The organism is Streptomyces sp. BK239, assembly GCF_004217285.1.
GTDB lineage: Bacteria > Actinomycetota > Actinomycetes > Streptomycetales > Streptomycetaceae > Streptomyces.
In genome coordinates, this window is sequence record NZ_SHKS01000006.1 from 249,405 (window position 1) to 274,109 (window position 24,705).

At 73.1% G+C, this 24,705-nt stretch carries 20 protein-coding genes; 10 read left to right on the plus strand and 10 right to left on the minus strand.

The window, feature by feature from the left end:
- Positions 1 to 96: 96 nt before the first annotated feature.
- From EV567_RS20410 to EV567_RS20420, 3 genes are all read right to left on the minus strand, one after another.
- Positions 97 to 3,102, minus strand: coding sequence for a protease pro-enzyme activation domain-containing protein (locus EV567_RS20410; RefSeq protein ID WP_130442148.1), 3,006 nt, complete (start codon positions 3,100 to 3,102; stop codon positions 97 to 99).
- Between the two features lie 334 nt (positions 3,103 to 3,436).
- Complete coding sequence (locus tag EV567_RS20415) at positions 3,437 to 4,135, minus strand: pyridoxal 5'-phosphate synthase (RefSeq protein ID WP_130442150.1); 699 nt, start codon at positions 4,133 to 4,135, stop codon at positions 3,437 to 3,439.
- Between the two features lie 57 nt (positions 4,136 to 4,192).
- Complete coding sequence (locus tag EV567_RS20420) at positions 4,193 to 5,368, minus strand: thiolase C-terminal domain-containing protein (protein ID WP_407071606.1); 1,176 nt, start codon at positions 5,366 to 5,368, stop codon at positions 4,193 to 4,195.
- A 151-nt stretch (positions 5,369 to 5,519) separates the two neighbouring features.
- On the opposite strand from EV567_RS20420, the gene EV567_RS20425 reads away from it, so the two are divergent.
- Together EV567_RS20425 and EV567_RS20430 are read left to right on the plus strand one after the other, a co-directional pair.
- Positions 5,520 to 6,725 (plus strand): acyl-CoA dehydrogenase family protein, encoded by a 1,206-nt coding sequence (locus tag EV567_RS20425; protein WP_130442152.1) that lies wholly within the window; start codon positions 5,520 to 5,522, stop codon positions 6,723 to 6,725.
- Positions 6,722 to 7,219, plus strand: coding sequence for a nitroreductase/quinone reductase family protein (locus EV567_RS20430; RefSeq protein WP_207228814.1), 498 nt, complete (start codon positions 6,722 to 6,724; stop codon positions 7,217 to 7,219). Before EV567_RS20425 ends, EV567_RS20430 begins: the two co-directional genes overlap by 4 nt.
- A 7-nt stretch (positions 7,220 to 7,226) precedes the next feature.
- Here EV567_RS20430 and EV567_RS20435 read toward each other — a convergent pair whose 3' ends face one another.
- Positions 7,227 to 7,844 carry a LysE family translocator gene (locus tag EV567_RS20435; RefSeq protein WP_130442154.1) on the minus strand — a complete coding sequence of 206 codons (618 nt, stop codon included), beginning with the start codon at positions 7,842 to 7,844 and terminating at the stop codon, positions 7,227 to 7,229.
- Positions 7,845 to 7,926: 82 nt separating this feature from the next.
- Here EV567_RS20435 and EV567_RS20440 point away from each other — a divergent pair, with 82 nt between their 5' ends.
- Positions 7,927 to 8,379 carry an Lrp/AsnC family transcriptional regulator gene (locus tag EV567_RS20440; RefSeq protein ID WP_130442156.1) on the plus strand — a complete coding sequence of 151 codons (453 nt, stop codon included), beginning with the start codon at positions 7,927 to 7,929 and terminating at the stop codon, positions 8,377 to 8,379.
- Between the two features lie 167 nt (positions 8,380 to 8,546).
- Here EV567_RS20440 and EV567_RS20445 read toward each other — a convergent pair whose 3' ends face one another.
- The gene (locus EV567_RS20445; protein WP_242620920.1) at positions 8,547 to 9,194 is read right to left on the minus strand and encodes a TetR family transcriptional regulator; all 648 of its coding nucleotides are present in this window, start codon (positions 9,192 to 9,194) and stop codon (positions 8,547 to 8,549) included.
- Between the two features lie 122 nt (positions 9,195 to 9,316).
- On the opposite strand from EV567_RS20445, the gene EV567_RS20450 reads away from it, so the two are divergent.
- Together EV567_RS20450 and EV567_RS20455 are read left to right on the plus strand one after the other, a co-directional pair.
- Entirely contained in the window at positions 9,317 to 10,060 is a 744-nt protein-coding gene (locus tag EV567_RS20450; RefSeq protein WP_130442158.1) for a VOC family protein, read from the plus strand.
- A 204-nt stretch (positions 10,061 to 10,264) separates the two neighbouring features.
- A complete protein-coding gene (locus tag EV567_RS20455; RefSeq protein ID WP_130442160.1) occupies positions 10,265 to 12,598 on the plus strand; it encodes a serine/threonine-protein kinase in 2,334 nt (777 codons plus the stop codon).
- Positions 12,599 to 12,608: 10 nt separating this feature from the next.
- Here the strand turns inward: EV567_RS20455 and EV567_RS20460 are convergent, their stop codons facing one another.
- From EV567_RS20460 to EV567_RS20470, 3 genes are read right to left on the minus strand one after another with little or no spacing between them, the layout of a single operon-like run.
- On the minus strand, positions 12,609 to 13,382 hold the full coding sequence (locus EV567_RS20460; protein WP_242620921.1) for an enoyl-CoA hydratase/isomerase family protein: 774 nt from the start codon (positions 13,380 to 13,382) through the stop codon (positions 12,609 to 12,611).
- A complete protein-coding gene (locus tag EV567_RS28270; RefSeq protein WP_130442164.1) occupies positions 13,379 to 13,795 on the minus strand; it encodes a Zn-ribbon domain-containing OB-fold protein in 417 nt (138 codons plus the stop codon). The genes EV567_RS20460 and EV567_RS28270 overlap by 4 nt, the downstream gene beginning before the upstream one ends.
- Before the next feature lie 10 nt (positions 13,796 to 13,805).
- The gene (locus EV567_RS20470; protein ID WP_130442166.1) at positions 13,806 to 14,963 is read right to left on the minus strand and encodes a lipid-transfer protein; all 1,158 of its coding nucleotides are present in this window, start codon (positions 14,961 to 14,963) and stop codon (positions 13,806 to 13,808) included.
- Between the two features lie 96 nt (positions 14,964 to 15,059).
- Here EV567_RS20470 and EV567_RS20475 point away from each other — a divergent pair, with 96 nt between their 5' ends.
- Positions 15,060 to 16,682 carry a FadD3 family acyl-CoA ligase gene (locus EV567_RS20475; RefSeq protein WP_130442168.1) on the plus strand — a complete coding sequence of 541 codons (1,623 nt, stop codon included), beginning with the start codon at positions 15,060 to 15,062 and terminating at the stop codon, positions 16,680 to 16,682.
- 67 nt (positions 16,683 to 16,749) lie between these two features.
- On the opposite strand, the gene EV567_RS20480 is transcribed toward EV567_RS20475, so the two are convergent.
- Together EV567_RS20480 and EV567_RS20485 are read right to left on the minus strand one after the other, a co-directional pair.
- Entirely contained in the window at positions 16,750 to 16,998 is a 249-nt protein-coding gene (locus EV567_RS20480) for a hypothetical protein (protein WP_130442170.1), read from the minus strand.
- 203 nt (positions 16,999 to 17,201) lie between these two features.
- Positions 17,202 to 20,174: an AfsR/SARP family transcriptional regulator gene (locus tag EV567_RS20485; RefSeq protein WP_130442172.1), complete on the minus strand. Its 2,973-nt coding sequence runs from the start codon at positions 20,172 to 20,174 to the stop codon at positions 17,202 to 17,204.
- A 241-nt stretch (positions 20,175 to 20,415) separates the two neighbouring features.
- On the opposite strand from EV567_RS20485, the gene EV567_RS20490 reads away from it, so the two are divergent.
- From EV567_RS20490 to EV567_RS20505, 4 genes are all read left to right on the plus strand, one after another.
- Positions 20,416 to 21,669: an amidohydrolase family protein gene (locus tag EV567_RS20490; protein WP_130442174.1), complete on the plus strand. Its 1,254-nt coding sequence runs from the start codon at positions 20,416 to 20,418 to the stop codon at positions 21,667 to 21,669.
- Positions 21,666 to 22,622: a TIGR03619 family F420-dependent LLM class oxidoreductase gene (locus tag EV567_RS20495; protein ID WP_130442176.1), complete on the plus strand. Its 957-nt coding sequence runs from the start codon at positions 21,666 to 21,668 to the stop codon at positions 22,620 to 22,622. The genes EV567_RS20490 and EV567_RS20495 overlap by 4 nt, the downstream gene beginning before the upstream one ends.
- 9 nt (positions 22,623 to 22,631) lie before the next feature.
- A complete protein-coding gene (locus EV567_RS20500) occupies positions 22,632 to 23,402 on the plus strand; it encodes an SDR family NAD(P)-dependent oxidoreductase (RefSeq protein WP_130442178.1) in 771 nt (256 codons plus the stop codon).
- Positions 23,403 to 23,525: 123 nt separating this feature from the next.
- Complete coding sequence (locus tag EV567_RS20505) at positions 23,526 to 24,644, plus strand: LLM class flavin-dependent oxidoreductase (protein ID WP_130442180.1); 1,119 nt, start codon at positions 23,526 to 23,528, stop codon at positions 24,642 to 24,644.
- Positions 24,645 to 24,705: the final 61 nt, after the last annotated feature.

A 24,705-nucleotide genomic window follows, 5' to 3' on the forward strand; every position in this document is an offset into this window, starting at 1 on the left:
GTGCGCAGGCCCCGCCCGCCGCACAAAGACCCCGCCCCCGCCGCTGATGTGCGCGGCGGGGGCGGGGTCTTGGAGCGGGGTGTTACGGGCCGTCGGTCAGAGGTAGTAGCCGAACAGGTCCGCGATCACGTGGGCGCTGCCGGCGTTCGGGCGGAAGTCGATCTTTCCGTTGACGACCGGCACGGTCACCAGGTTGGCCACGGTCTGGCCGGCGGTCCAGTTGAGGTTGGACGCGTTCGGCAGGGTGGTTCCGTCGGGCCAGACGGTCAGGAAGCCGTTGGTCGTCGGGGCGGTGACGGTCACGTTGAGGACCACGGCCTTGGCCTTCGCCAGGGTGTGGCCGTCGTTGATGTTCAGCACCAGGTTGGTGCCGCCGGGAATCGGCGTGTTGCGGGCCGTGCCGAGGGCGTACCGGGTGTCGAGCAGTCGGCTCGGGCCCGCGGTGTGGAAGGACGAGCCCTCCGACGCGGACGAGAAGTAGCCGAAGACGTCCGCGATGAAGTGCACGGTGCCGGTGCCGGCGTTGTACAGGTTCACCTTGCCGTCGGGGCCGATAGGCAGGACGACCATGTTCGGACGGGTCTGGCCCTTGAGCCAGTTGATGTTCGACGCGGTCGGCTGGGCGGCACCGCTCGGGTACGCGATCAGGTGACCGGTCGAGGTCGGCGCGGTCGCCGTGACGTTGAGGACCACGGCGGTGGCGCCCGAGGCCGGCACGCCGCCGGCGCCCGCGACCTGGAGGGACACCGTGCCCTTGCCGGCGACCGGGGTCTTGCCCGGGACGCCGATGGCGTTACGGGTGTCGAGGATCCGGGCCGGGCCCTTGGCCAGGTAGGTGCTGCCGCCGGCCTCGGTGGAGTAGTAACCGGACACGTCGGCGATGAAGTGCGTGGTGCCGCCGCCGGCGTTGAAGAGGTCGATCGAGCCGTCCTTGCCGACCGGCACGGTCACCAGGTTCGGGACGATCTGGCCCTTCAGCCAGTTCATGTTGGACGAGGACGGGCGGGTGGTGCCGCTCGGATAGGCGATCAGGAAGCCGGACGCGGTCGGCGAGACGGCCGTGACGTTGACGACGACGGCGGTGACGCCGGTCGCCGGGACGCCGCCGACGCCCGCCACCTTCAGCTTGACGGTGCCGTTCGCGGCGACCGGGTTGGTGCCGGCGCGGCCGATGCCGTAGCGGGTGTCGAGGACACGGGCCGGGGTCAGCGCGTTGAACGTGCTGGCCGGGGAGGCCGGGACGGCCTGGCACAGACCCTTGACGATCTCGCGGCCGTTCGGGGAGCCGAGGCCGGTCGCGAGGTCGTAGCCGGCGCCGGCCTGGTACGAACCGCTGAAGTTGCCGGACGCCGTCACGTTGTTGTTGCCGGTGGTGACGTCACGGAAAGCGGTGCCCGGGAGCTGGTACAGCGCGGAGTGGACGTAGCCGACCGAGCCGTTGGCCTGGCAGGCGAGGTCCTGGTCGGCCTGCGCCATGAGCGCGGCCCACACCGGGGCGGCGCCGCTGGTGCCGCCGATGATGTTCCAGTACTGGGTGCCGTCGTCGTCGTGACCGAAGGCGACGGGGTAGCCGGTGGCCGGGTCGCCGACACCGGAGACGTCCGGCACCTGACGGCAGACCTTGTCGGCAGGGGCGCCGCAGGCGTTGCCGTAGCCGGCGCCGGTGCGGTTCTGGAAGCCGTCGTTCGCCAGCTGGATGCGCCGGGAGACACCGCCGCCGGAGCCGTTCCAGGTGGTCTGGTTGGTGACCGCGGTCCGCATGGTCGTGCCGCCGACGCCGAGGACGTACGGCGAGCTGGCCGGGTTGTCGGTGACCAGCTGGTTCGCGTTGGGCGCGGCGTAGTCGGGGCTGTAGCAGCCGGTGGAGCCGCTGTCGCCGGAGGCGGCGACGACGGTCTGGCCCTGGGCGGCCGCCTGCTGGAAGATCAGGTTCTCGGCGTCGAGGACCTCGTTCGGGGTGTTCAGCTCACAGCTGCCCCAGCTGACCGAGACGACCTTCGCGCGGTTCTCGTTGACGATCCGGCGGAAGGTCTCGGTGCCCTGGTCCCAGGTGTTCTCGCCTTGGTAGACGAGGATCTTGGACTGCGGGGCGAGGCCGACGATGGTCTCGACGTCCAGCGCGGTCTCCAGGCCGACACCGGTGTACAGGTCGGCCGGCTCCTGGGGGCCGGAGCCCACCCGCACCGAGCTGACCGGCACCTTCGTGCCGTGGCACGCCTGGTAGCTGTTGATGTCCCGCAGGTCGTAGTTCTCCAGCGAGTAGACGGCGATGGTGGTGCCCGTCTGCACGTTGGGCTGGTCCGCCATGTTGTAGGCCGCGGCCAGCGACTTGGCGCTCCAGTAGTCCTGCTTGTCGTAGGCCGGCTGGGAGCCGCCGTCGGTCGACGCGTACAGGTCGCTGATGGACTTGCACATCGTCGGCGTGGTGCCGGTCAGCCGGGACTGACGGGCGCCGTCGCTCGTCACCGCGGTCCGCTGCGCGCGGGCCGCGCTCTTCGCGCCGGTGTTGCGGGGCTCGTACGAGGCGAGCGTGCTCAGGCCGACCACACCGCGGACGTCGTCCGCGACCGCGCCGTCGAACTGCGGGGCGCGCGTGTTGGTGAGGCCGGTGTCGCCGTCCTTCAGCTTGTAGCCGTCGAACTCGGTGGAGAAGGCCTTGGACGCCTCGGCGACCGTCGTGCGCACCGGCAGGGTGAGCCCGTCGGAGCCCAGCTCGCCGACCGTGAGGCCCTTGTCCTCCAGCTCGGCGCGGACCTTCGCGACGGTCTGCGGCAGCGCGCCGAAGACCTTCGCGAACTCGCCTGTACCGAGGTAGCGGCGGTAGTTCGGCGACTTGGGGTCGGACACCTCGGCGACGAAACGGTTCAGCGCCGCCGGGTCGCGGGGCTCCAGGACGACGCTCAGGTCGAGCGACTCCCCGGCCGCCGGGTCCGCCGCGCGGACGGCGCCCTGCGGGATCTTCGGCGCGGAACCGACCCGCTGCGGGGCCGGCTCGTCGGTCGTGGTCGCGTACGACAACGGGGTCATGGTCGCGGTCACGGCCAGGGCGGCGACGGTCGCCGCACTCCACCTGAACGCCTTCTCACGGGCGGTTCGGCCCATGCACACTCCTTCTCGCGGTCCCTGTCGCCCGGTCAGGGCGTGGGCGGGTGAGACCGCGGAAGGGGCGCGTCCGTGCGGACGTGCGCGCGGAAGTGCGCGCACGCGGGCACGGCGAAAGCGTGAAGAGTCGGTTCACTGGGTCCGGGCACGATGAGCCCGGACAGGACGACCTACGTGAGCCCCCCCGGCGGTGTCACCGCTCCCACGCGGCGGACGACAGCCAGGAGTGAATCTTTACGCGTCGTCAGGGCGACCGCTACGAGCGAGGAGTGGTTTTTATCTGACCGTGATCAGACAAATTGGAACATCCATGGACATTGATCGTCTCTTGTGGTCAAGGCCACAGCAGTTCCCTGACCCAGGACGCGTCCTCGCGGCCCGTGCCGCTCTGCTGGGCCGCGCCCTCCCGCCGGTACCTGAGCCGCAGGTGCCGCCGACGCGCGTCCCCCTGGAAGAACTCCGCCTCCTCTGGCCGCAGCCGGTACAGCGTCCAGGTCGGCGAGGGGGCGTCCGGCTCCCGGCGGGCCCGCTCCCAGGCCGCCTCCGACTCCCTCGCCAGCTCCTCGGGCGACGCCAGGACCTCGCTCTGCCGGCCCGTCAGCGCGGCGGCCAGCGCACCGGTCGAGCGGGCGTGCAGATCCGCCTGTGATTCGGCGGACGGCGACGCCGCGACCGGACCGCGCAGCCGGACCTGACGCCCCAGGACGGGCCAGTAGAAGGTGAGCGCAGCGTAGGGGCGGGCGGCGAGGGAGCGGCCCTTCCTGCTCGTCGCGTGGCCGGCGAAGGACCAGCCGTCGGCGTCGGCGCCGTGCAGCATGACGATTCGGGCGTCCGGCAGCCCCTGCTCGTCGGTGGTCGAGAGGGTCATGGTGTGCGGCTCCCGCTCGCCCGCCGCCGCCACCTCGCCGAACCACGTCGTGAACAGCGTGAGCGGATCGGCGGGCGCCGCCCCCGGGTCGAAGGCCGGCAGCTCGGTCACCTCCGGGTCCCACACCCGCAGCGACCTCAGCAGCTCGTGAAGATCCGTTGCCATGCCGCGAGTATCGCCCGTGCGCTCCCGGAGGGGCGCGCGTCCGGGCCGGGCGGGTGCTCACTCCCGGCCCAGGACCACCGTCCCCGAGGAGCAGAACCATCCGCCGGTCCCCGAGGCCACGCCCAGGCGGGGCAGGCCGCCGTCCCGCCCGCGCACCTGCCGCGCCCCCGCCTCGCCGCGAAGCTGCCGTACCGCCTCCACCAGCAGGAACAGACCGCGCATCCCGGGATGCTGGGCCGACAGGCCGCCGCCGTCGGTGTTGACCGGCAGCTCTCCGCCCTCGACCCTGAGCCGGCCCTTCTCCACGAACGCCCCGCCCTCGCCCTTCCCGCAGAAACCGAGGTCCTCCAGGGTCACCAGTGTCATGTAGGTGAACGCGTCGTAGATCTGCGCGAAGTCCATCTCCGCCGGGCCCACCCCGGCCCGCTCGAAGGCCAGGCGCCCGCTGACCGCGGCCGGGGAGACGGTGAAGTCGTCCCACTCCGTCATGCTCGCGTGCGAGACGTGCTCGCCGGCGCCGAGGATCCAGACGGGGGCGGTGCGGCAGTCCCGTACGTACTCCTCGGCGGCCAGCAGGACCGCCGCGCCGCCGTCGGAGCGCAGGCAGCAGTGCAGCTTGGTGAACGGGTCGGCGATCATCGGGCCGGACAGGACGTCGTCCACGGTGACCGGGGTGCGGAACATCGCGTCCGGGTTGAGGGCCGCGTTGGCGCGGGCCTGGACGGCGACCTCGGCCAACTGCTCGATGGTCGTGCCGTGTTCCAGCATGTGGCGGCGCGCGGCCATCGCGTACTTGGCGATCAGGGTGTGGCCGTAGGGGACTTCGAACTGGAGCGGGCCGCGGGCGCCGAACGCGAACGTGCCGGTCCGCCGGCCCGCCCGGATGTCGGCGCGGGCGGTGGAGCCGTAGGCGAGCAGGACGGCGTTCGCGTGCCCGGCCGCGATCGCGTCGGCGGCGTGGGCCGCCATGACCTCCCAGGTGGAGCCGCCGACGGAGGTGGAGTCGACCCAGGTGGGCCGCAGGCCCAGGTAGTCGGCCACCTCGACGGGCGCGAGGGCGCCGAGGCCCGCCGAGGCGAAGCCGTCGACATGGGCGCGGTCCAGTCCCGCGTCCGCGAGCGCGCGGCGGGCCGCCTGGGCGTGCAGGGCGTACGGGGTCGCGTCGTCCACCCGGCCGCAGTCGGAGAGGGCCGCGCCGACCACGGCGACCCTGCGAGAGCTGACGGTCACCATGAATCTGACGGTACATCAGAAACCTACGCCGGGGCAGGCGTCGTCGCTCTGGGCATCCCCGGCTGTCCGCCCTAATATGACGCTCCGTCAGATCCGGAGCGTGTCCGGACAGGGGCGTCCGGAGGGGGCGTTCCGGAGGGGAGTGCCGCCCATGGACCCCAGCTTCACCGCCGAACAGGACGAGATCCGCCGCACCCTGCGGGAACTGCTCTGCAAACGCTGCGGCCCCCACGAACTGCGGGCCGCCCTCGACACCCCCGCCGGCCATGACCCCGCCCTGTGGACCGCCCTCGCCGAGCAGCTCGGCCTGCCCGGCCTCGCCCTCCCGGAGGAGTACGGCGGCGTCGGCTGCCCGGTCACCGACCTCGCGCTCGCCTGCGAGGAGACCGGTCGCGCCCTCGCCCCCTCCCCGCTCCTCGCCACCTCCGTGCTCACCGCCCCGCTGGTCCTCGCCCTCGGCGGCGACGCCCAGCGGGCCGCTCTCCTCCCGCGTCTCGCCTCCGGCGACCTCACCGCCGCCCTCGCCGTTCCCGGCCCCGCCCTCGCCACCGCCCTCGGGCTGACCGGCGGCAACGACGGCGACTGGGCGGGCGGCGGACGCGCGGGCGGCGTCCAGGCCCGCCGTACGGCAAGCGGGCGGGACGGCGGCGCGGGCTGGCGGCTGTACGGGGAGGCGGCGCAGGTCCTCGACGGGCACAGCGCCGGCCTGCTGCTCGTCGCCGCCCGCACGGGCGGATACGTCCGCTCCCGCACCCTGCTCTTCCTCGTCCCCGGGGACGCCCCCGGCCTCGTCCGCACCCGGCAGACCGCGCTGGACGCGACCCGGCCGCAGGGGCGCGTTCAACTGCGTGACGTGGAAGCGGAGTTGCTGGGAGACGAAGACGGGGAGCAGGTGCTGCGAGCCCTCCTGCGGCTCGGCGACCGCGCTGCCGCCGTCCTCGCCTGCGAGGCCGCCGGGGCCGCCGGCCGCGCGCTGGAGCGCACCGTCGAGTACGTCGGGCAGCGCGAGCAGTTCGGCCGGGCCGTCGGCTCCTTCCAGGCCGTCCAGCACCGCCTGGCCGACGTCCACGTCCAGGTCCAGGCCGCCCGCTCCGCCGCCTACTACGCCGCCTGGGCGACGCCCCGGGGCGAGCGGGTCGGCGGGCTCGCCCTCGCCCAGGCCCTCAAGGCCCAGCGCACCGCCGCCGCCGAAGCCGTCCAGCTGCACGGCGGCATCGGTTTCACCTGGGAGCACGACGCCCACCTGTACTTCAAGCGGGCCGCGGGCGACGACCTGCTCTTCGGCCCGGCGCACCGGCTGCGCGCCCGCGCAGCCGACGAGGCCCGCGTCTTCGGGCGGACGGAGGTGACGGCGTGATCGGCGTACGTCTCGTGCAGAAGATGTCCTCGACCCCGGCCTTCGCCAAGGTCGCGCCCCATGTCATTCCCGCCCTGGACCGTGCCGTCCACCGGCTCACCCGGGGAAAGGTGCTGCTCAGCGCGCAGATGCTGCCCGGGGTCGTCCTCACCGCCACCGGCGCGCGCAGCGGGCGGCCCCGCCGGACGCCCCTCGCCTGCGTACCCGAGGAGGGCGGCCGGAGCTGGCTGCTGGTCGGCTCCAACTTCGGCCGGCCCGGCCACCCCGCCTGGACCGCCAACCTCCTTTCCCACCCCGACGCGGAGATCAGCTTCAAGGGCGCCGACCTCCCCGTAACGGCCCGCCTGCTGGCGGGGGAGGAGCGGGCGGCGGCCTGGCGGGCGGCGCTGGCGTTCTGGCCGCCGTACGCGACGTACCAGGCGCGGGTGGAACGCGAGATCCGCCTGTTCCGGATCACCCTCAGGGACGCCCACGAGGCCCCGGACCCCCCGTAGGGGGCGCTCAGAAGGCGTGCTGGAGCAGCAGGAACGCCCCGATCCCCAGCATCGCCGCCCCCGAGGTGCGGGTGACCGCGCGGGCTGCGGCAGGGCGGGCCCCGAGCAGTGTGCGGGCCAGGACGCCCACCGTCAGGTAGACGGCGGCGCAGCACGCCATGTGCAGGACTCCGAGGGCGGCGGTCTGCGCCGGCACCGGCAGGGCCGCGTCCCGGGTGACGAGGAACTGGGGCAGCACCGACAGATAGAGCAGCAGGCCCTTGGGATTCAGGCCGCTGATCGCCGCCCCGCGCAGGAAGACGCGCCGTCCGCCCTCGGTCGCGGGCGCTTCCCCCGCCTCCGGCACCGCGGGCCGGCGCAGCACGCTCCACCCCAGCCACACGAGGTAGCCCGCGCCCGCGACCGTCAGCGCGGTGAGCAGCGCCGGCGAGCCCGCCACCAGCATCGCCAGGCCCGCCGCGGCCAGAGCGGTGTGCAGGGCGTACCCGCCGACCAGGCCGCCCACGGCGGCGGCGACCGAGCGGCCGCGCAGCCCGGCGGCGATCACGTACGCCCAGTCCGCGCCCGGCACGCACACCAGCAGCAGGTCGACGAGGAGGAAGGAGAGCAGGGTTCCCGAGTCCATGGAGGGGACATTAGTGGCGATAAGGGCGAAGGTGTTCCCGGAGTTTTCCCAGCAAGCGCGTGCTTGAAGAAAGATCTGCCCCATGGACGACGTTGACCGGAAGATTCTTGCCGAGCTGCAGCAGGACGGGCGGCTGACCGTGACGGAGCTGGCCGCGCGGGTGCGGCTGAGCGTCTCGCCCTGCCACCGGCGGCTGCGGGAGCTGGAGCGGTCGGGGGCGATCAGCCGGTACCGCGCGGTGGTGGAGCCGGCCGCGGTGGGGCTGAGCTTCGAGGCGCTGGTCTTCGTCTCGATGCGGCAGGAGGACCGGGACACCGTCGCCGAGTTCGAGCGGGCCGTCGGCGAGGTGGAGCACGTCCTGGACGCGCAGCGGCTGTTCGGTGAGCCCGACTACCTGCTCCGGGTGGCCACCGCCGACCTCGCGGCCTTCCAGCGGCTGTACGACGAGCGGCTGGCGACCCTGCCGGGGGTGCAGCGGCTGACGTCCACGCTCGTGATGAAGCACGTCGTGAAGGACCGCCCGCTGCCGGCGTGAACAGGGCGCCCGCGCGCGCACTTTCGCACACCTTCGAGCCGGGCGCCGGTGAGGACCGCACAGGACCGCACATCCTCCTCACACGGCCGCAGGCGGTGGCCCACCGGGGTGGACCACCGCCTGCGTGACAGGACTCGGGGCATCGATGCGGGAGTGCTACAAGGGCGCTACTTCGTCGGCTTCTTGCCGGTGATGCCCAGATGCACCAACAGGGCCAGGTTCGGCTTGAGTTCGGCCTGCTTGACGCCCCAGCTCTGGAAACCCTTCTGGTGCGAGGCGACCGCCGCGAGCATCGCGACGATCGAACCCGCGATCGCGGCCGGGTTCACGTCCTTGTCGACGCGGCCCTTGGCCTGCAACTCGGCGACGGCGTCCGAAAGGGAGTTGTTCACCGAGTTGAGGATCTTCATACGGAGTTTGTAGAAGCGTTTGTCGCCTTCGGCCGCGCCGAGGTCGACGACGCGCAGGATGGCGTCGTTCTTCCGCCAGAACTCCAGGAAGCCGTCGACGAGTTCCTGGGCCGTCTGCCAGCCCGCCTTGCCGACCCAGGACCGTCCTTCGAGCAGCTCGGTCAACCCGGCTCCCTCGGCGGCCATTTGGTCGGCGATCTCGAGGACGGCGCCCTCGACGTCGGGGAAGTACTGGTAGAACGTCGCGGGCGAAGTGCCCGCCCTCCGGGCGACGTCGATGACCTTGACGTCCCGGTAGGGGGAGGAGCTGAGCATCTCGCTGAGGCAGTCGAGCAGCTTCTGCCGCGTCGCCTGCCCGCGCCGACCGGCCACGCGGCCGTCGACGGTACGCACTTGTCCTGTCATGCCGTCAGCTTACCGAGGGGTGATCGGAGCGCTATTCGGCCGACTGCAAATGGGGTGCGAGGGGGTCGACGGGCGGGTGTGCCTGGTCTGCGGCCCGCGGACGGCGCGGTTAGTTTGGCAGCATGGCCGAAAACAGGGCATCGGTGGACGCGGCGGGCGTCACGGAGGGCGTCCCCTGCTGGGTGGACGCGCAGCTTCCCGACGTGGGCGCGGGCAAGCGGTTCTACGGCGAGCTGTTCGGGTGGGTGTTCCAGGAGCCCGGTACGGCGTACGGCGCCACCGTGTGGGCCCGGCTGGACGGCGAGCCCGTCGCCGGTCTCGCGCACAAGACGGACGGCCGTATGCCCACCGTGTGGACGGTGTACTTCGCGACGCCGGACGCGGGGGCCACCGCCCGCCGGGTGCAGGCGGCCGGCGGGCAGGTGATCATGGCGCCCTACCCGGTCGACGACCTGGGCCGGGCCGCCCTCGCCGCCGACCCGGAGGGCGCCGTCTTCGGCCTGTGGCAGTCCGGCGTCCACCGCGGGTTCGGCGTCCGGCACCGGCCCGGCGCGTTCGCCTGGGCGCAGCTGTACGCCCGTGACACCGGGACGGCCAACACCTTCTACGGGCACCTCTTCCACGAGGCGTTGTTCGGGTCCGGCGCGCAACCCGACTTCGGGCGGGCGCCGGTCACCGACGTCTTCTCCGAGATGATGCCGCCGCACTTCCTCGTCCACTTCGGTGTGGAGGACTGCGAGGCGGCTCTCGGCGCGGTGACCCGGCTGGGCGGCCGGGTGCAGGCGGGGCCGTTCACCGCGTCGTACGGAACGGTGGCCGTCGTCACCGACAATCAAGGGGCGTCGTTCGCGGTTCTGGAGCGCTGAGCTGTAGCTTTTGCCCGGGAATGGCGTTGGACACCCCGTTTGTCGCCGGGTTCGCAACCGGTGGCCGGGCCAGGAAGAATCGGGGTGCGTGCCGCCACGGCGGTGCGGTGGTGAGACGCTGCACGGGGCCGCGTACACAAATGGGCTGCACGGGGTCGCGTACACACACGGGTGGCGTGGCTCGTACGGGGAGGTGGCAGGCAAGTGGTGGATCAGCTGACGCAGCACGATCCGCGGCGGATCGGGCCGTTCGAGGTGCTGGGACGGCTGGGGGCCGGCGGCATGGGGCTGGTCTATCTCGCGCGGTCGGCCTCGGGCCGGCGCGTGGCGATCAAGACGGTCCGGACCGAGCTCGCCGAGGACCAGCTCTTCCGCGTGCGTTTCACGCGCGAGGTGGAGGCGGCGCGGGCGGTCTCCGGCTTCTACACGGCCGCCGTCGTCGACGCCGATCCGCGTGCGGCCGTGCCCTGGCTGGCCACCGCCTACGTTCCCGCGCCCTCCCTCGAGGAGATAGTGAACGAGTGCGGGCCGCTGCCGGCCCAGGCGGTGCGGTGGCTGGCCGCGGGCGTCGCCGAGGCGCTCCAGTCCATCCACGGCGCCGGGCTCGTCCACCGCGACCTGAAGCCGTCCAACGTCCTCGTCGTCGAGGACGGCCCCCGGGTGATCGACTTCGGTATCGCCTCCGGTGTGTCGAACACACGTTTGACGATGACGAACGTGGCGGTGGGCACGCCCGCGTACATGTCCCCCGAGCAGGCGAAGGACTCGCGCAGCGTCACCGGCGCGAGCGATGTGTTCTCGCTCGGCTCCATGCTGGTCTTCGCGGCCACCGGGCATCCGCCGTTCCACGGGGCGAACCCGGTCGAGACGGTCTTCATGCTGCTGCGTGAGGAGCCCGACCTCGACGGGCTCCCGGACGAGCTGCGCCCGCTGATCGACTCCTGTATGCAGATGGACGCCACGGGCCGCCCCAACCCCGCCGACCTCCAGGCCCAGCTCGCCCCGCATCTCTTCGGGTCGGGATCCGACGACAGCGGCACGGCGTCGGCGTGGCTGCCCGAGAAGGCGGTCGCCCTCATCGAGACGCGCCGCGGCGGCCGCCCGGCGAAACCGGCGCCCAGCCCCGCCCGGCCGGCCCTGCCGCCCCCGCCGCCGCCCTCGCACGACCCGGTCGTCCTCTCCCGCCCCGCGACGGCCGCCCCCGGCACCGGCCCGGTCCGGCTGCCGGGCGCCGCCGTGCCGATCGGCCCCGGGCCGCGCGTCGCCGACGTCCGCGCCACCGCCGCCGTCAAGGCGCCCCTGCCCGAGCCCGGCCTGGTCGCCTCCTGGTCGCGGCCCCGCCCCGGCGTCAACGGCGCCGACCCGGCCGCCCTGCCGGCCGCCCCGTCCGCGCCGCCCGAGACCCCGGCCGGCTGGCGCCCCTGGCGTTTCCGCATGTCCAACGACGTGTGGGGCACTCCGTCCGTCGCCGGCGACCTCGTCTACGTCACCTCCTTCGAGGTGCACGCCCTGGACGTGGCGACGGGGCGGCGACGCTTCAAGACGCGGGACGTGGCCTGGTCGACGGCGGTCGCCGACGGCCGCGTCCACGCCTCCGACGGCCCCACCCTGTTCGCCCTCGACGCCCGGGAGGGCACCGACCTGTGGCGGCTGCCCACGGACGGCTGGGTGTACTGCCTCAAGGCCGAGCGGGGCACCGTCGTCACCGGCACCCGCGGCGGCGGCGTCCAGGCCTGGGAGGCCTCCACCGGCCAGAAGCTGTGGGAGGTGACCGGCTGCCAGACGGACTTCGAGTCCCCGGAGGCCGGCCCCGCCCTGCACGACGGCACCGTCTACGTCTGGCAGGACGCCCGGCTGCGCGCCCTGGACGCCCGCACGGGCGACGAGCGCTGGTCGTACCCCATCGGCGACATGGCGTCCTGCGGCGGCGTCCCCGTCCGCGTCACGGCCGCCCCCGACGGCCACGTCTACCTCTCCGCCGGCACCCGCGTCCTCGCCGTCGACGTGGCGAGCGGGATGGTGCGCTGGCACTTCGAGGCCCCGGCGGTCTTCCTCTCCCCGCCCGCGTTCGTGCCCGGCCCGGCGGTGACCGGCGGCGGCGTGTACCTCGCCGACTACCTCGGCACGGTCTACGCCCTCGACGCCGCCGACGGCCGCGACCGCTGGCGCATCGCCACCGAGGCACGCTCCTCCATCGACCCGGTGCTGGTCGCCGGCGGTCACGTCCACGTCGGCAGCGGCAAGGGCCTCTACACCCTCGACGCGGTCACCGGCACGCCCAAGTGGCGCTTCCAGGCGGGCGGCGACATCGTGGGCGCCCCCGCGGTCGCCGAGGGCCGCATCCACTTCGGCTCCACCGACCACCTCCTGTACACCCTCAAGGCCGACGACGGCCGCCTGCGCTGGAAACTCGCCACCGGCGGCGAGATCACCGGCTCCCCGGTCGTCCGCGACGGAGTCGTCTACGCCTGCAGCAAGGACCGCTGCGTCTACGCCCTGGACGCGGAGAAGGGCACGGGCACGGCGCGGACGACCTGACCCGGCCCGCTCACCGCACCCGGTACCCCCCGGCCCGGCGGCCCGTGAACAGCTCTGCCTGACGCTCCGGGGGCAGGTTGCCCAGGGTGACGAGGTGGGGGGCCTCGGCGAAGGCCGCGGCACGGGCCGGGGCCCGGGTCGCCCAGAGTGCCCTCACCGTGCCCTGGACGGCGGTGGGCGGCAGGCCGGCGAGGGTCGCCGCGTGGGTCAGCGTCGTGGACAACGCCTCGCCGGGTTCGGTGAGTTCGGAGACCAGTCCGATGTCGTGGGCGCGGCGCGCGGAGAGGCGTTCGGCGGCGCCCATGAGCGTCATCCGGGCGACCTCCCCGTACGGCATCCGCTGCGCCATCAGCGCCGACTCGTACGCGCTGACCATCCCGTACGTGGTGTGCGGGTCGAAGAAGACCGCGTCGGCGCCGGCGACGAGGAACTCGCACTCGCCGAGCAGGTAGAACGCGCCGCCGCACGCCATGCCCTCCACCGCGCCGAGGACCGGCTTCCACAAGTCACCGGACTTCGGGCCGACGGTGAGCAGCGGATCGTCCTGCATGTACGGCGAGGCGGGCTGGGGCACGACGGCGTCCCGGTCGATGCCGGTGCAGAACGCCCGCCGGCCCGCGCCCGTGAGGACGACCGCGCGCACCGAGTCGTCGAACCGCAGCTCCCGCCACACCTCGCGCAGCCGCCCGGCCATGTCGAGGTCGATGGCGTTGAGCCGGTCCGGCCGGTCGAGGGTGACGACGGCGACGCCGGTGTCCCCGTCGCGGGACAGCCGCACGCTCACGGCCGCTCCAGGACCCACTGGGGCAGGCCGCCCTCGGGGAAGACGGCCCGCACCCGGGCGCCGATGCGCAGCCGGGCCGGGTCGAACGAGTCCAGGGGCGCCCCGGGTTCGGTCACCAGGTTGCCGACCAGCCGGATCCTCGGCGCCTCGGCCAGCTCCACCACGACGACGTTGTACGGGGCGTGGGCGGCGTAGTCGGGCAGCAGCGGCGAGTGCGGGACGACGAACGACCACAGGCGTCCGCGTCCGTCGGTGCGCCGCCATTCGCTCGCGAAGGACTGGCAGTGCGGGCAGCAGGGGCGGGGCGGGAAGCGGGGCTCGCCGCAGTCCGCGCAGGCCTGGACGCGCAGTTCGCCGCGGGCGGCGTGGGCCCAGAAGGGGGCGCCGTCGGTGTCGACGACCGGTTCGAGCATCTCGGACTCCTCAGTTCCTGAGCAGCAGCGCGGAGGTCGGGACGCCCTCGCCCGCGGTGACGAGGCAGGTGGCGGCGCCGGGGATCTGGGCGGTGCTGGTCCCGCGGAGCTGCTTGACGCCCTCGTTGATGAGGTTGAAGCCGTGGACGTACGCCTCCGACAGCCCGCCCCCGCCGGTGTTGACGGGCAGCCGTCCGCCGGTCTCCAGCGCGCCGCCCTCGGTGAACGCGCCGCCCTCGCCCCGGCCGCAGAAGCCGTACCCCTCCAGGGACAGCGGGACGAGCGGGGTGAACGCGTCGTAGATCTGGGCGACATCGACGTCCTGCGGGGTGAAGTCGGCGTGTTTCCACAGGTGTCGGGCGGCGGCCCAGGCGGGGCCGGTGAGCGGGTCGTCGTTCCAGTAGTTGACCATCCCGTGGTGCTGGGCGGGCAGTCCCTGGGCGGCGGAGTGCACGTACACGGGCCGCTGCCGGCAGTCCCGGGCGCGCTCACGGCTCACCACCACGCACGCCAACGCCCCGTCCGTCTCCAGGCAGTTGTCGTAGAGGCACAGGGGTTCGCTGATCCAGCGGGCGGTCATGTACGACTCCCGGGTGAGGGGCCGCTCGTACATGATCGCGGCGGGGTTCTGGTTGGCGCGGTTGCGGCAGGCCAGGGCGACGTTGAAGAGGTGGTCGCGGGTCGCGCCGTACTCGTGCATGTAACGGCGGGCGAGCATGGCGATCTCGTCGACGGGCCGCAGCAGCCCGTAGGGCCGCGTCCACTGGGCGGGCGTGGGGAGTTGGACGGCGGTGTTGGTCCACGGGCGGGGCCCGCTGCCCCGCTTCCGCGACCGCCACGCGACCCCTACCGTGGCCTGTCCGGCGGCGATGGCGGCGGCGAGGTGGGCGACGGTGGCGCAGGAGCCGCCGCCGCCGTAGGGGACGCGGGAGAAGTAGGTGAGGTCCCCGAAGCCGACGGCCTTCGCGAGCTCCACCTCGTCGGTCTCCTCCATGGTGTAGGAGGCGAGCGCGTCGACCTCGCCGGGGGCGATCCCGGCGTCGTCGAGAGCTGCGAGGACGGCGCGGCAGGCGAGCGTCTTCTCGTCCTCGGGGAGGCGCTTGGCGAAGGGCGTCTGGCCGATGCCGACGACGGCGGTGGCGTCCTTGATTCCTGGTGCTCCGGGCATGCGCGCACACCTCCGCGACAGGGACGGACGGAGCTGACAGGTCGTCAGGTTACAGCTAATCTGACGGTCAGTCAGTAACCGTGCCGGGGAGGCGTCATGGGTCGTGACGTGGAGTGGGAGACGATCCCGGAGCTGGTCCGGTGGGCCGCGGTGCGGTTCGCGGACACCGAGGCGGTGGTGGAGGGCCGTACGCGCGTCACCTACGCCGAGTTGGGCGCCCGCGTGGAGCGTGCGGCGGCGGCCTGCCTGGCGAACGGGGTGGAGCCGGGCGACCGGGTGGCGATCTGGGCGCCCAACTCCCTGGACTGGATGGTCGCGGCGCTCGGGGCGGTGTCCGCGGGCGCGGTCCTCGTCCCGCTGAACACGCGGTTCAAGGGCGGCGAGGCGGCCGATGTGCTCCGGCGCAGCGGCGCGCGACTGCTGTTCGTGACCGGCACGTTCCTCGGGACCTCGTACGTGGCGTCGCTGCGGCGGGCGGCCGGTGAGGGGCCGGGGGAGGGCCCGCTGCCCGGGCTGCCTGCGCTGCGCGAGGTGGTGGTGCTGTCCCAGGACGCGCCCGTCGGCTTCCGCACCTGGAAGGACTTCCTCGCGGGCGGGGAGGGGGTGGGCGCGGCCGAGGCCAGGTCGAGGGCGGAGACGGTGGCCGGTCACTGGCCCTCGGACATCGTCTTCACCTCCGGCACGACCGGCCGTCCCAAGGGTGCGGTGATCACCCACGGGCAGACGCTGCGGGCGTACGACATCTGGTCCGAGCTGGCCGGGCTGCGCCGGGGCGACCGCTACCTCGTCGTGAACCCCTTCTTCCACACCTTCGGCTACAAGGCGGGCGTCATCGCCTGTCTGACGCGGGGCGCGACGATGATCCCGCAGCCGGTGTTCAACGTGGAGACGGTGCTGGCGAACGTCGCGTCGGAGCGGGTGTCGGTGCTGCCCGGCCCGCCGACCCTCCACCAGTCCCTGCTGGACCACCCGTCCCGGGACGCCTACGACCTCTCCGCGCTGCGGCTGGTGGTGACCGGCGCGGCGGTGGTGCCGCTGCGGCTGGTGGAACGGCTGCGGGGCGAGCTGGGCGTGTCCACCGTGCTCACGGCGTACGGCCTGTCAGAGGCGAGCGGCATCGTCACGATGTGCCGCCGGGGCGACGAGCCGACGGTGATCGCCTCGACGTCCGGCCGGGCGATCCCGGGTACGCAGGTGCGGGTGGTCTCCGCCGAGGGCGCGGTGCTCGGTCCCGGGGTCCCGGGGGAGGTCCTGGTCCGCGGCTTCAACGTCATGCGCGGCTACTACGAGGACGAGGGGGCCACGGCGGAGGTGCTGGACGAGGACGGCTGGCTGCGCACCGGCGACGTGGGCGTCCTGGACGCCGAGGGCAACCTGCGCATCACCGACCGCATCAAGGACATGTTCATCGTCGGCGGCTTCAACGCCTATCCGGCGGAGATCGAGCAACTCCTGGGCCTCCACCCCGACGTGACCGACGTGGCGGTGATCGGCGTCCCCGACGCCCGCCTCGGCGAGGTGGGCAAGGCCTTCGTGGTCCGCCGCCCCGGCGCGCCGTTGACCGCCGACGACCTGATCGCCTGGTCCCGCCGGGAGATGGCCAACTACAAGGTGCCCAGAGCGGTCGAGTTCGTACGGGAACTGCCGCGCAACGCGAGCGGGAAGGTGGTCAAGGGCGAGCTGCGGGAGGGCGCCCGGGTGGCGGTACGCAAGCTCTGACGGACACACGTCGGCCGCGGTGGCGCCCCCTCCCCGCCACCGCGGCCGAACTCCCCCGTCGAGGCGCCTACTCGGCGCGTTCGGTGGTGGCGTGGTTCTCCATCGTGCGGACGTCGGCGACGCCGCCCGTGGCGTGGTTCTCAAGGGTGCGCACGTCGGCGACGCCGCCGGTGGCGTGGTTCTCCATCGTGCGGACGTCGGCGACGCCGCCCGTGGCGTGGTTCTCCAGCGTGGTGACGGCCGGCTTCTCGCCCGTGGCGTGGTTCTCCGCCGGCGTGGCGGCGGCCTGTGCCTCGCTGTTGTGCTGCTCGCTCATGATGTGACTCCTAAAGGACGGGACGAGGTCCGTGAAGCCCGCCCAGCGACTCCCCCGCGGGTCGCTGGACGGGCGTTCGGGGCGCCCACCCTAGTGGTGGGGACCGACATCGACCCGCCTGCCCCCCGACGCGCCGGATCGACGTGAAAGAAGCCTGCCGGACGGCGATAAACGAACGATGAATGCGCCGGACCAGGGCCTTCTCAGGCCGCCGGGACGGGGGCCAGCAGCGCCCGGACCTCCTCGGTCTCCGGTGAGCCGAGTTGCTCGAAGACGGCGAGCGCCTCCTGCCAGCAGGCCCGCGCCCGATCCGACTGCCCGAGCCCCCGCAGGCTGCGCCCGAGCACCGTCAGCACGTTCGCCCGCCGCCACTCGCCCCCGATGCCCCGCAGCACGGAGAGGGAGTGCTCGGCCATGGCCGCCGCCTGCGCGGACCGGCGCGCGGCGAGATGGACCTCGGCCGTGCGGAAGATGGTCATGCCCTCCCAGAGCCGCTGGCGGCACTCCCGGAACACCTCCAGCGCGTCGTCGAGGCAGCTGACGGCCTCCTCCAGCTGAGCGGCCTGCGTCAGCGCGAGGCCCAGCGCGTACCGGGCGTTCGCGCCCCGCAGGGAGTGCCCCAGCCTGTCGTAGATGGCGACGCCCTCCCGGGCCAGCGCCACGGCGCCCGAGGTGCGGCCGGTGGCCAGGAGGATCCGCGACATGTTGCACAGCGCGCTGGCCTCGCCCGGCCGGTTGCCGTCGGCCCGGTAGTTGGCGATGGCCTCGTTCAGGAGGGCCTCGCCGTCACGGTGACGGCCCTGGTAGAGGGCGATGATCCCGCGGTCGTTCGGGGTGCAGCCGCTCGGCAGCGGATCCCGGGTGACGCGCGTCAACTCCATGACCTGGGCGGCCTCTTCGTCGGCTTGCGTGAAACGGCCGGCGACGATGTGCACGTTGGTGATGGCCATCCGGGCCCGGCCTTCCGTGCGCGGATCGCCCACGGCCCGCGCGGCCTCGCGGGCGGCGGTCGCCGACACCTCGTAGTCGCGGGCGTTGGCCCCCGACTCCGCGAGGTCCTTGGCGGCCCACAGCAGGTCAGTGGCCCGCCGCAGCCGCTCGTCGCAGAGCGACTGGCGCACGCAGGCGAGCAGGCAGTCCGCCTCCGTGTACAGCCAGTCCAGCGCGGCGGCGGCCTCGGCGAAGCGCAGCCCCGGGTACTCCGTCCCCGCCAGATGGTCCACCAGCCGGTCGCCGGGCCGCTCGATGGCGTAGACGCCCGCCGCCGTCGCCAGGTAGAAGTCCAGCAGACGCGACATCGCCGCCTTCCGCTCGCCGGGCGGCTGTTCGTCCCGCTCCGCGCATGCACGCGCGTAGAGGCGGACCAGGTCGTGGAAGCGGTAGCGTCCGGGGGCCGCCGACTCCAGCAGAGAGGTGTCGACGAGGGACTCCAGCAGGTCCTCGGCGTCCTCCGGCGCCAGGTCGAGGACGGCCGCCGCAGCCGGAAGGGAGATGTCGGGGCCGTCCGCCAGGCCCAGCAGGCGGAAGGCACGCGCCTGGGCCGGCTCCAGCTGGCCGTAGCCGAGTTCGAAGGTCGCCTTGACCGCGAGGTCGCCGGCCTGGAGCTCGTCCAGCCGCCGCCGCTCGTCGGCGAGCTTCGCCGCGAGGACGGACACCGTCCACGTGCGGCGGGCGGCGAGCCGCGACGCGGCGATACGGATCGCCAACGGCAGGAAGCCGCACGCCGCGACGACGTCCAGCGCGGCCTCCCGCTCCGCCGCCACCCGCTCCTCGCCCACGATCTTCGTGAACAGCGACAGCGCCTCGTCGGGGGACATCACGTCCAGGTCGACCAGATGCGCGCCCGCGAGCCCCACCATCCGCACCCGGGAGGTCACGAGGGCCGCGCACCCCTCCGTGCCCGGCAGCAGCGGACGCACCTGCGCCGCGTCCTTGGCGTTGTCCAGCAGGACCAGCACCCGCCGCCCGTCCAGCACCGACCGGTACAGCGCCGCCCGCTCCTCCAGGGAGTCGGGCACCGCCGAGTCCGCCGTGCCGAGGGCGCGCAGGAAGGCGCCGAGGACCGTCACCGGCTCGGCCGCCCGACCGCCCGCACCCTGGAGGTCGACGTACAACTGGCCGTCGGGGAAGGCGGACCGGGCCTGGTGGGCGACGTGCACGGCCAGCGTCGTCTTGCCGACGCCCCCGATGCCCGCCAGCGCCGACACGGCCATCACCCGGCCCTCACCGTCGCCCTGCGGCCCCGACGCCCCCGCCAGCACCTCGCTCAGCTCGGTCACGAAGGCCGCCCGGCCCGTGAAGTCAGGCACCGTCGCCGGAAGTTGCGCGGGCCGCACGCGCACCACCGCCGCCTCCGTGGCGGCCGACGGCTCCGCCAGCTCCGGATCCGCCTGGAGGATACGGCGCTGCAGCTCACGCAGGCCTGGGCGCGGATCCACGCCCAGCTCCTCGGCGAGCAGCCGCCGCGTGTCCGCGTACACCGCGAGCGCCTCCGCCTGCCGGCCGCTGCGGTACAGCGCCAGCATCAGCAGCTCACGGAAGCGTTCGCGCAGCGGATGCGCCGCCGTCAGCGCGGTCAGCTCCGAGACCGCCTCGGCGTGGCAGCCCTGCTCCAGGTCCATGTCGAGCCGGCTTTCGAGGAGTTGGAGCCGCCACTCCTCCAGGCGGACGCGCTGCGCCTCCGCGTACGGGCCCGGCACCCCGGCCAGCGCCTCGCCGTCCCACAGCGCCAGCGCCCGGTTCAACGTCTCCCGCGCCTGCCGCAGGTCACCGGCCCCGCGCGCCTTCTCCGCCTCGGCGGACAGTTCCTGAGCTGTCGTCAGATCCAGTGAGCCGTCGGCCGGGGCGCGCACCGCGTACCCGCCCGACTCGCTCACCAGAACGCCGGGGTCCAGCGCCTTGCGCAGCCGGGAGGCGTACGTCCGCACCGCCGCCAGCGCCTGCGACGGCGGTTCCTCGCCCCACAGCGCGTCGATCAGCTCGGCGGCCGTCGCCGTACGTCCCTCGCGCAGCAACAGGGCGGCGAGCAGCGCGCGTTGCTGAGGAGATCCGGTCGCCAGCGGCTGATCGCCGCGCCAGGCCCGCACCGGACCCAGCACGTCGAAGCGCAGCGCCGCGGGCTCCTCCGAGGAGCCGGGGCGTCTTGGCTCCGGTACGCGCGGTACACCCTCGTTCATCGGGGTCCCCCTAGGCATCATGACCGACCAGGTCAGTTTGCCCTGTCCGTGCCGGAACCGTCAGCCGGGGGCGACGCCGATCGCGGACCGGCACACGGAAGCGACACAGCCGTGACACATCCTCCGCACACGAAGGCCCGCGAACCGGCCCCGCCCCGCGCTGTCACCGCTCACGAACGCGTACGAAACCGTCTCGCACACCGTTACTGACGGACCGTCAGATCGGCGCTACCGTGCCCCCATGGAGACATCGGAGACCTTGGCGACCGACGAGAGCTTCCCCCGGATCATCTCCGTCGACGACCACACCGTCGAACCCCCCACCGTCTGGCAGGACCGCCTCCCCAAGAGGTACCTGGACGCCGGACCCCGCGTCGTCCGCGCCCCGCTGAAGGAGATGACCTTCCTCGGCGGCCGCTTCGCGCCCGTCATGGGCGCGCCGGGGGACGACGGCCCCGTCGGCGACTGGTGGGTCTACGAGGACCTGCACCGCCCCCTGACCCGCCTCGACACCGCCGTCGGCTTCAGCCGGGACGAGATCAGGCTGGAGGTGATCACCTACGAGCAGATGCGCCCCGGCTCCTACGACGTCCCCTCCCGCCTCGCCGACATGGACGTCAACCACGTCCAGTCCGCCGTCTGCTTCCCCACCTTCCCCCGCTTCTGCGGCCAGACCTTCACGGAGGCCGCCGACCGCGAGCTCGGCCTGCTGTGCGTGCGCGCCTACAACGACTGGATGGTGGAGGAGTGGTGCGGCCCGCAGGCGCGCGGCCGGCTGATCCCGCTCACCCTCATCCCCCTGTGGGACGCCGAGCTGGCCGCCGCCGAGGTCCGCCGCAACGCCGCGCGCGGGGTCCGCGCGGTCGCCTTCTCCGAGATACCCCCGCACCTCGGGCTGCCCTCCGTCCACACCGACGACTGGGACCCGTTCCTCGCGGCCTGCGACGAGACCGGCACCGTCGTCGCCATGCACATCGGCTCCTCCAGCCGTATGCCGTCGACCTCCGCCGACGCCCCGCCCGCTGTCGGCTCCACCATCACCTTCGCCAACTGCTGCTTCTCGATGGTCGACTGGCTGATGAGCGGCAAGTTCGAACGCTTCCCAGACCTGAAGGTGATGTACGCGGAAGGGCAGATCGGCTGGATCCCCTACATCCTGGAGCGCGCCGACGTCGTCTGGGAGGAGAACCGCGGCTGGGGAGGCGTCGCCGACAAGGTCCACCGCCCGCCGTCGGAGCTGTTCGCCGAGCACGTGTACGGCTGCTTCTTCGACGACGCGTTCGGGCTGAGGAACCTGGACGCGATCGGCGTCCCGAACGTGCTGTACGAGACGGACTACCCGCACTCCGACTCCACCTGGCCGAAGTCGCGTGAGGTCGGCGAGGCGCAGATGGGCCACCTGGACCCCCAGGTCGTGGAACGGATCGTCCGGGGCAACGCGATCGACCTGCTGGGGCTGACCCGGGACGGCCTGTGGCCGGGCGGCGCCCGGTGAGCCTCGCCTACGGCATCCAGCTGCCCGTCCAGTCCCAGTCCGCCCTGTACGCCGAGCGCTGGGAGGCCGACGCCGGCCCCGCCGACCTGGTCGCCGTCGCCCGCGCCGCCGACCGCGCCGGCTTCTCCTACGTCGCCTGCTGCGACCATGTCGCCGTGCCGCGCCGGCTCGCGTCCGCGATGGGCACGATCTGGTACGACCCGGTGGCCACCCTCGCCCACCTCGCCGCCGTCACCGAACGCGTCCGGCTGCTCAGCCATGTCGCGATCGTCGGCCTTCGGCACCCGCTGGTCACCGCCAAGCAGTACGCCACCCTCGACCACCTCAGCGGCGGCCGGCTGATCCTCGGCGTCGGCGCGGGGCACGTACCGGAGGAGTTCGAGGCGCTCGGCGTCGACTTCACGAGCCGCGGAGCCGTCCTGGACGAGTGCGTCGACGCGCTCAGGGCGGCGCTCGGCCCCGAGGAGTACCCCGTCCACCACGGAAAGGCGTACGACTTCGAAGGGCTCGGCCAGCGCCCCCGGCCCGCCCAGCCGCGTGTGCCCCTCTGGGTCGGCGGCTCCTCCCCGGCCGCCGTGCGTCGCGCCGCCCTCAGGGGCGACGGCTGGCTGCCGCAGGGGGACCCGCGCGACCGGCTGCCCGCGCAGATCGAGCGAGTCCGCTCCCTGCGGGCGGGCGCGGGCCTCGACGCCCCGTTCACCGTGGGGGCCATCACCGAGCCCCTCTACGTCGGCACGCCCGCCTGGGACGTCGGCCGCCGCACCCTCACCGGCCCGCCGCGGGAACTCGCCGCCTCCCTTCGCGAGTACCCCGCGATGGGCGTGGACCAGATCCAGGTCCGCTTCCGCTGCCGCTCCCGCACCGAACTCGCCGACCAGATCGAGGCGTTCGGAGCCGACGTGGCCCCGCACCTCGACGCCGGCCCCCGACCCGGCGTCGCCGCACACCCCTGAGGAGACACCATGGGCAAGCTGGACGGACGTGTCGTGCTCGTCACCGGCGGCGCGCGCGGGCAGGGCGAGCAGGAGGCGCGGCTGTTCGCGGCGGAGGGCGCGCGGGTCGTCGTCGCCGACGTCCTCGACGAGCGGGGGCAGGCCCTGGCCGACGAGATCGGGGCGCTGTACACGCACCTCGACGTGCGCGAGGAGGACAGCTGGCGGCACGCCCTCGACACCGCGCAGCAGGCGTACGGCCGGGTCGACGGCCTCGTCAACAACGCCGGCATCCTGCGGTTCAACTCCCTCACCGACACCCCCCTCGACGAGTTCATGGAGGTGGTCCGGGTCAACCAGGTCGGCTGCTTCCTGGGGGTGCGGACGGTGGCCCCGGCCATGGCCGACGGCGGCACCATCGTGAACACGGCCTCCTACACCGGGCTGGCCGGGATGGCGGCAGTGGGCGCGTACGCGGCGACCAAGCACGCGATCGTCGGGCTCACCCGGGTCGCAGCCCTGGAACTGGCCCCGCGCGGCATCCGCGTCAACGCGATGTGCCCCGGGGCCATCGACACGCCGATGTCGAACCCGGCCGCCCTGGACCCGGCCGCGGACGCCGAGGAGACCGCCAAGGCGCTCGACGGGCTGTACCGCAAGCTCGTGCCACTGGGCCGCATCGGCCGCCCGGAGGAGGTGGCCCGGCTGGCGCTGTTCCTCACCTCGGACGACTCCTCCTACATCACCGGGCAGCCGTTCGTCATCGACGGGGGATGGCTGGCCGGGGTCAGCATTACCTGACGGGCAGTCAGCTCATGGGGGTGCGGCTATTGACGGTGCGAGGGGGCGGTGCCACAGTCGGCGGCAAGCTGATCTGACGAGTCGTCAGAAAAGGAATCGGTGACCTGGGGACGGTGAACCTCCTTGGAATTCGGGCTCTTTGTACAGGGATACGTCGGCAAGCGCGCGGAGACCGACCCGCTGGCCGAGCACAAGGCGCTGATGGAGGAGACCGAGTACGTCATCCAGGCGGACAAGTCCGGCTTCAAGTACGCCTGGGCGTCCGAGCACCACTTCCTGGAGGAGTACTCCCACCTCTCCGCCAACGACGTCTTCCTCGGCTACCTCGCGCACGCGACCGAACGCATCCATCTCGGCTCCGGCATCTTCAACCCGCTGGCCCAGGTCAACCACCCCGTGAAGGTCGCCGAGAAGGTGGCCATGCTCGACCATCTCTCCGAGGGCCGCTTCGAGTTCGGCAGCGGACGCGGGGCCGGCTCCCACGAGATCCTCGGGTTCATCCCGGGCGTGACCGACATGAACTACACCAAGGAGATCTGGGAAGAGACCATCGCCGAGTTCCCCAAGATGTGGCTCCAGGACGAGTACGCCGGCTTCCAGGGCAAGCACTGGCAGCTCCCGCCGAGGAAGATCCTGCCCAAGCCGTACGGCTCCTCCCACCCGGCGATGTGGTACGCGGCCGGCTCCCCGCCCTCGTACGCGATGGCCGCGCGCAAGGGCCTCGGCGTGCTCGGCTTCAGCATCCAGAAGGTCTCCGACATGGAGTGGGTGCTGGAGCAGTACAAGACGGCGATCGTGAACGCCGAGCCGGTCGGGGACTTCGTCAACGACAACGTGATGGTGACGACGACCGCGATCTGCGCGCCCACCCACGACGAGGCGATCCGGATCGCCGCCTCCGGCGGGCTGCACTACCTGCCCTCGCTGGTCTTCCGCTACCACGACACCTTCCCCCGGCCCGAGGGCTTCCCGGAGTGGCCCGAGACGCTGCCCGAGTACACCCCGGAGTTCGTGGAGCTGCTGGTGGAGGAGGAGCTGCTGATCTGCGGGGACCCGGACGAGGTGCTGCGCCAGTGCAAGCGGTGGGAGCAGGCGGGCGCCGACCAGTTGTCCTTCGGACTGCCCGTCGGGGTGCCGAAGGAGGAGACGCTGCAGACGATCCGGCTGATCGGGGAGCACGTGATCCCGAAGATCGACACCGATCCCGTGCACCGCACCTCGCGGTTCCGGGCCGCCGCGTGACCGCCGTCGGCGGGTGAGGGTGCGGGTGCGTCGTGGCTGGTCGCGCCCACGCGGCGGAGCC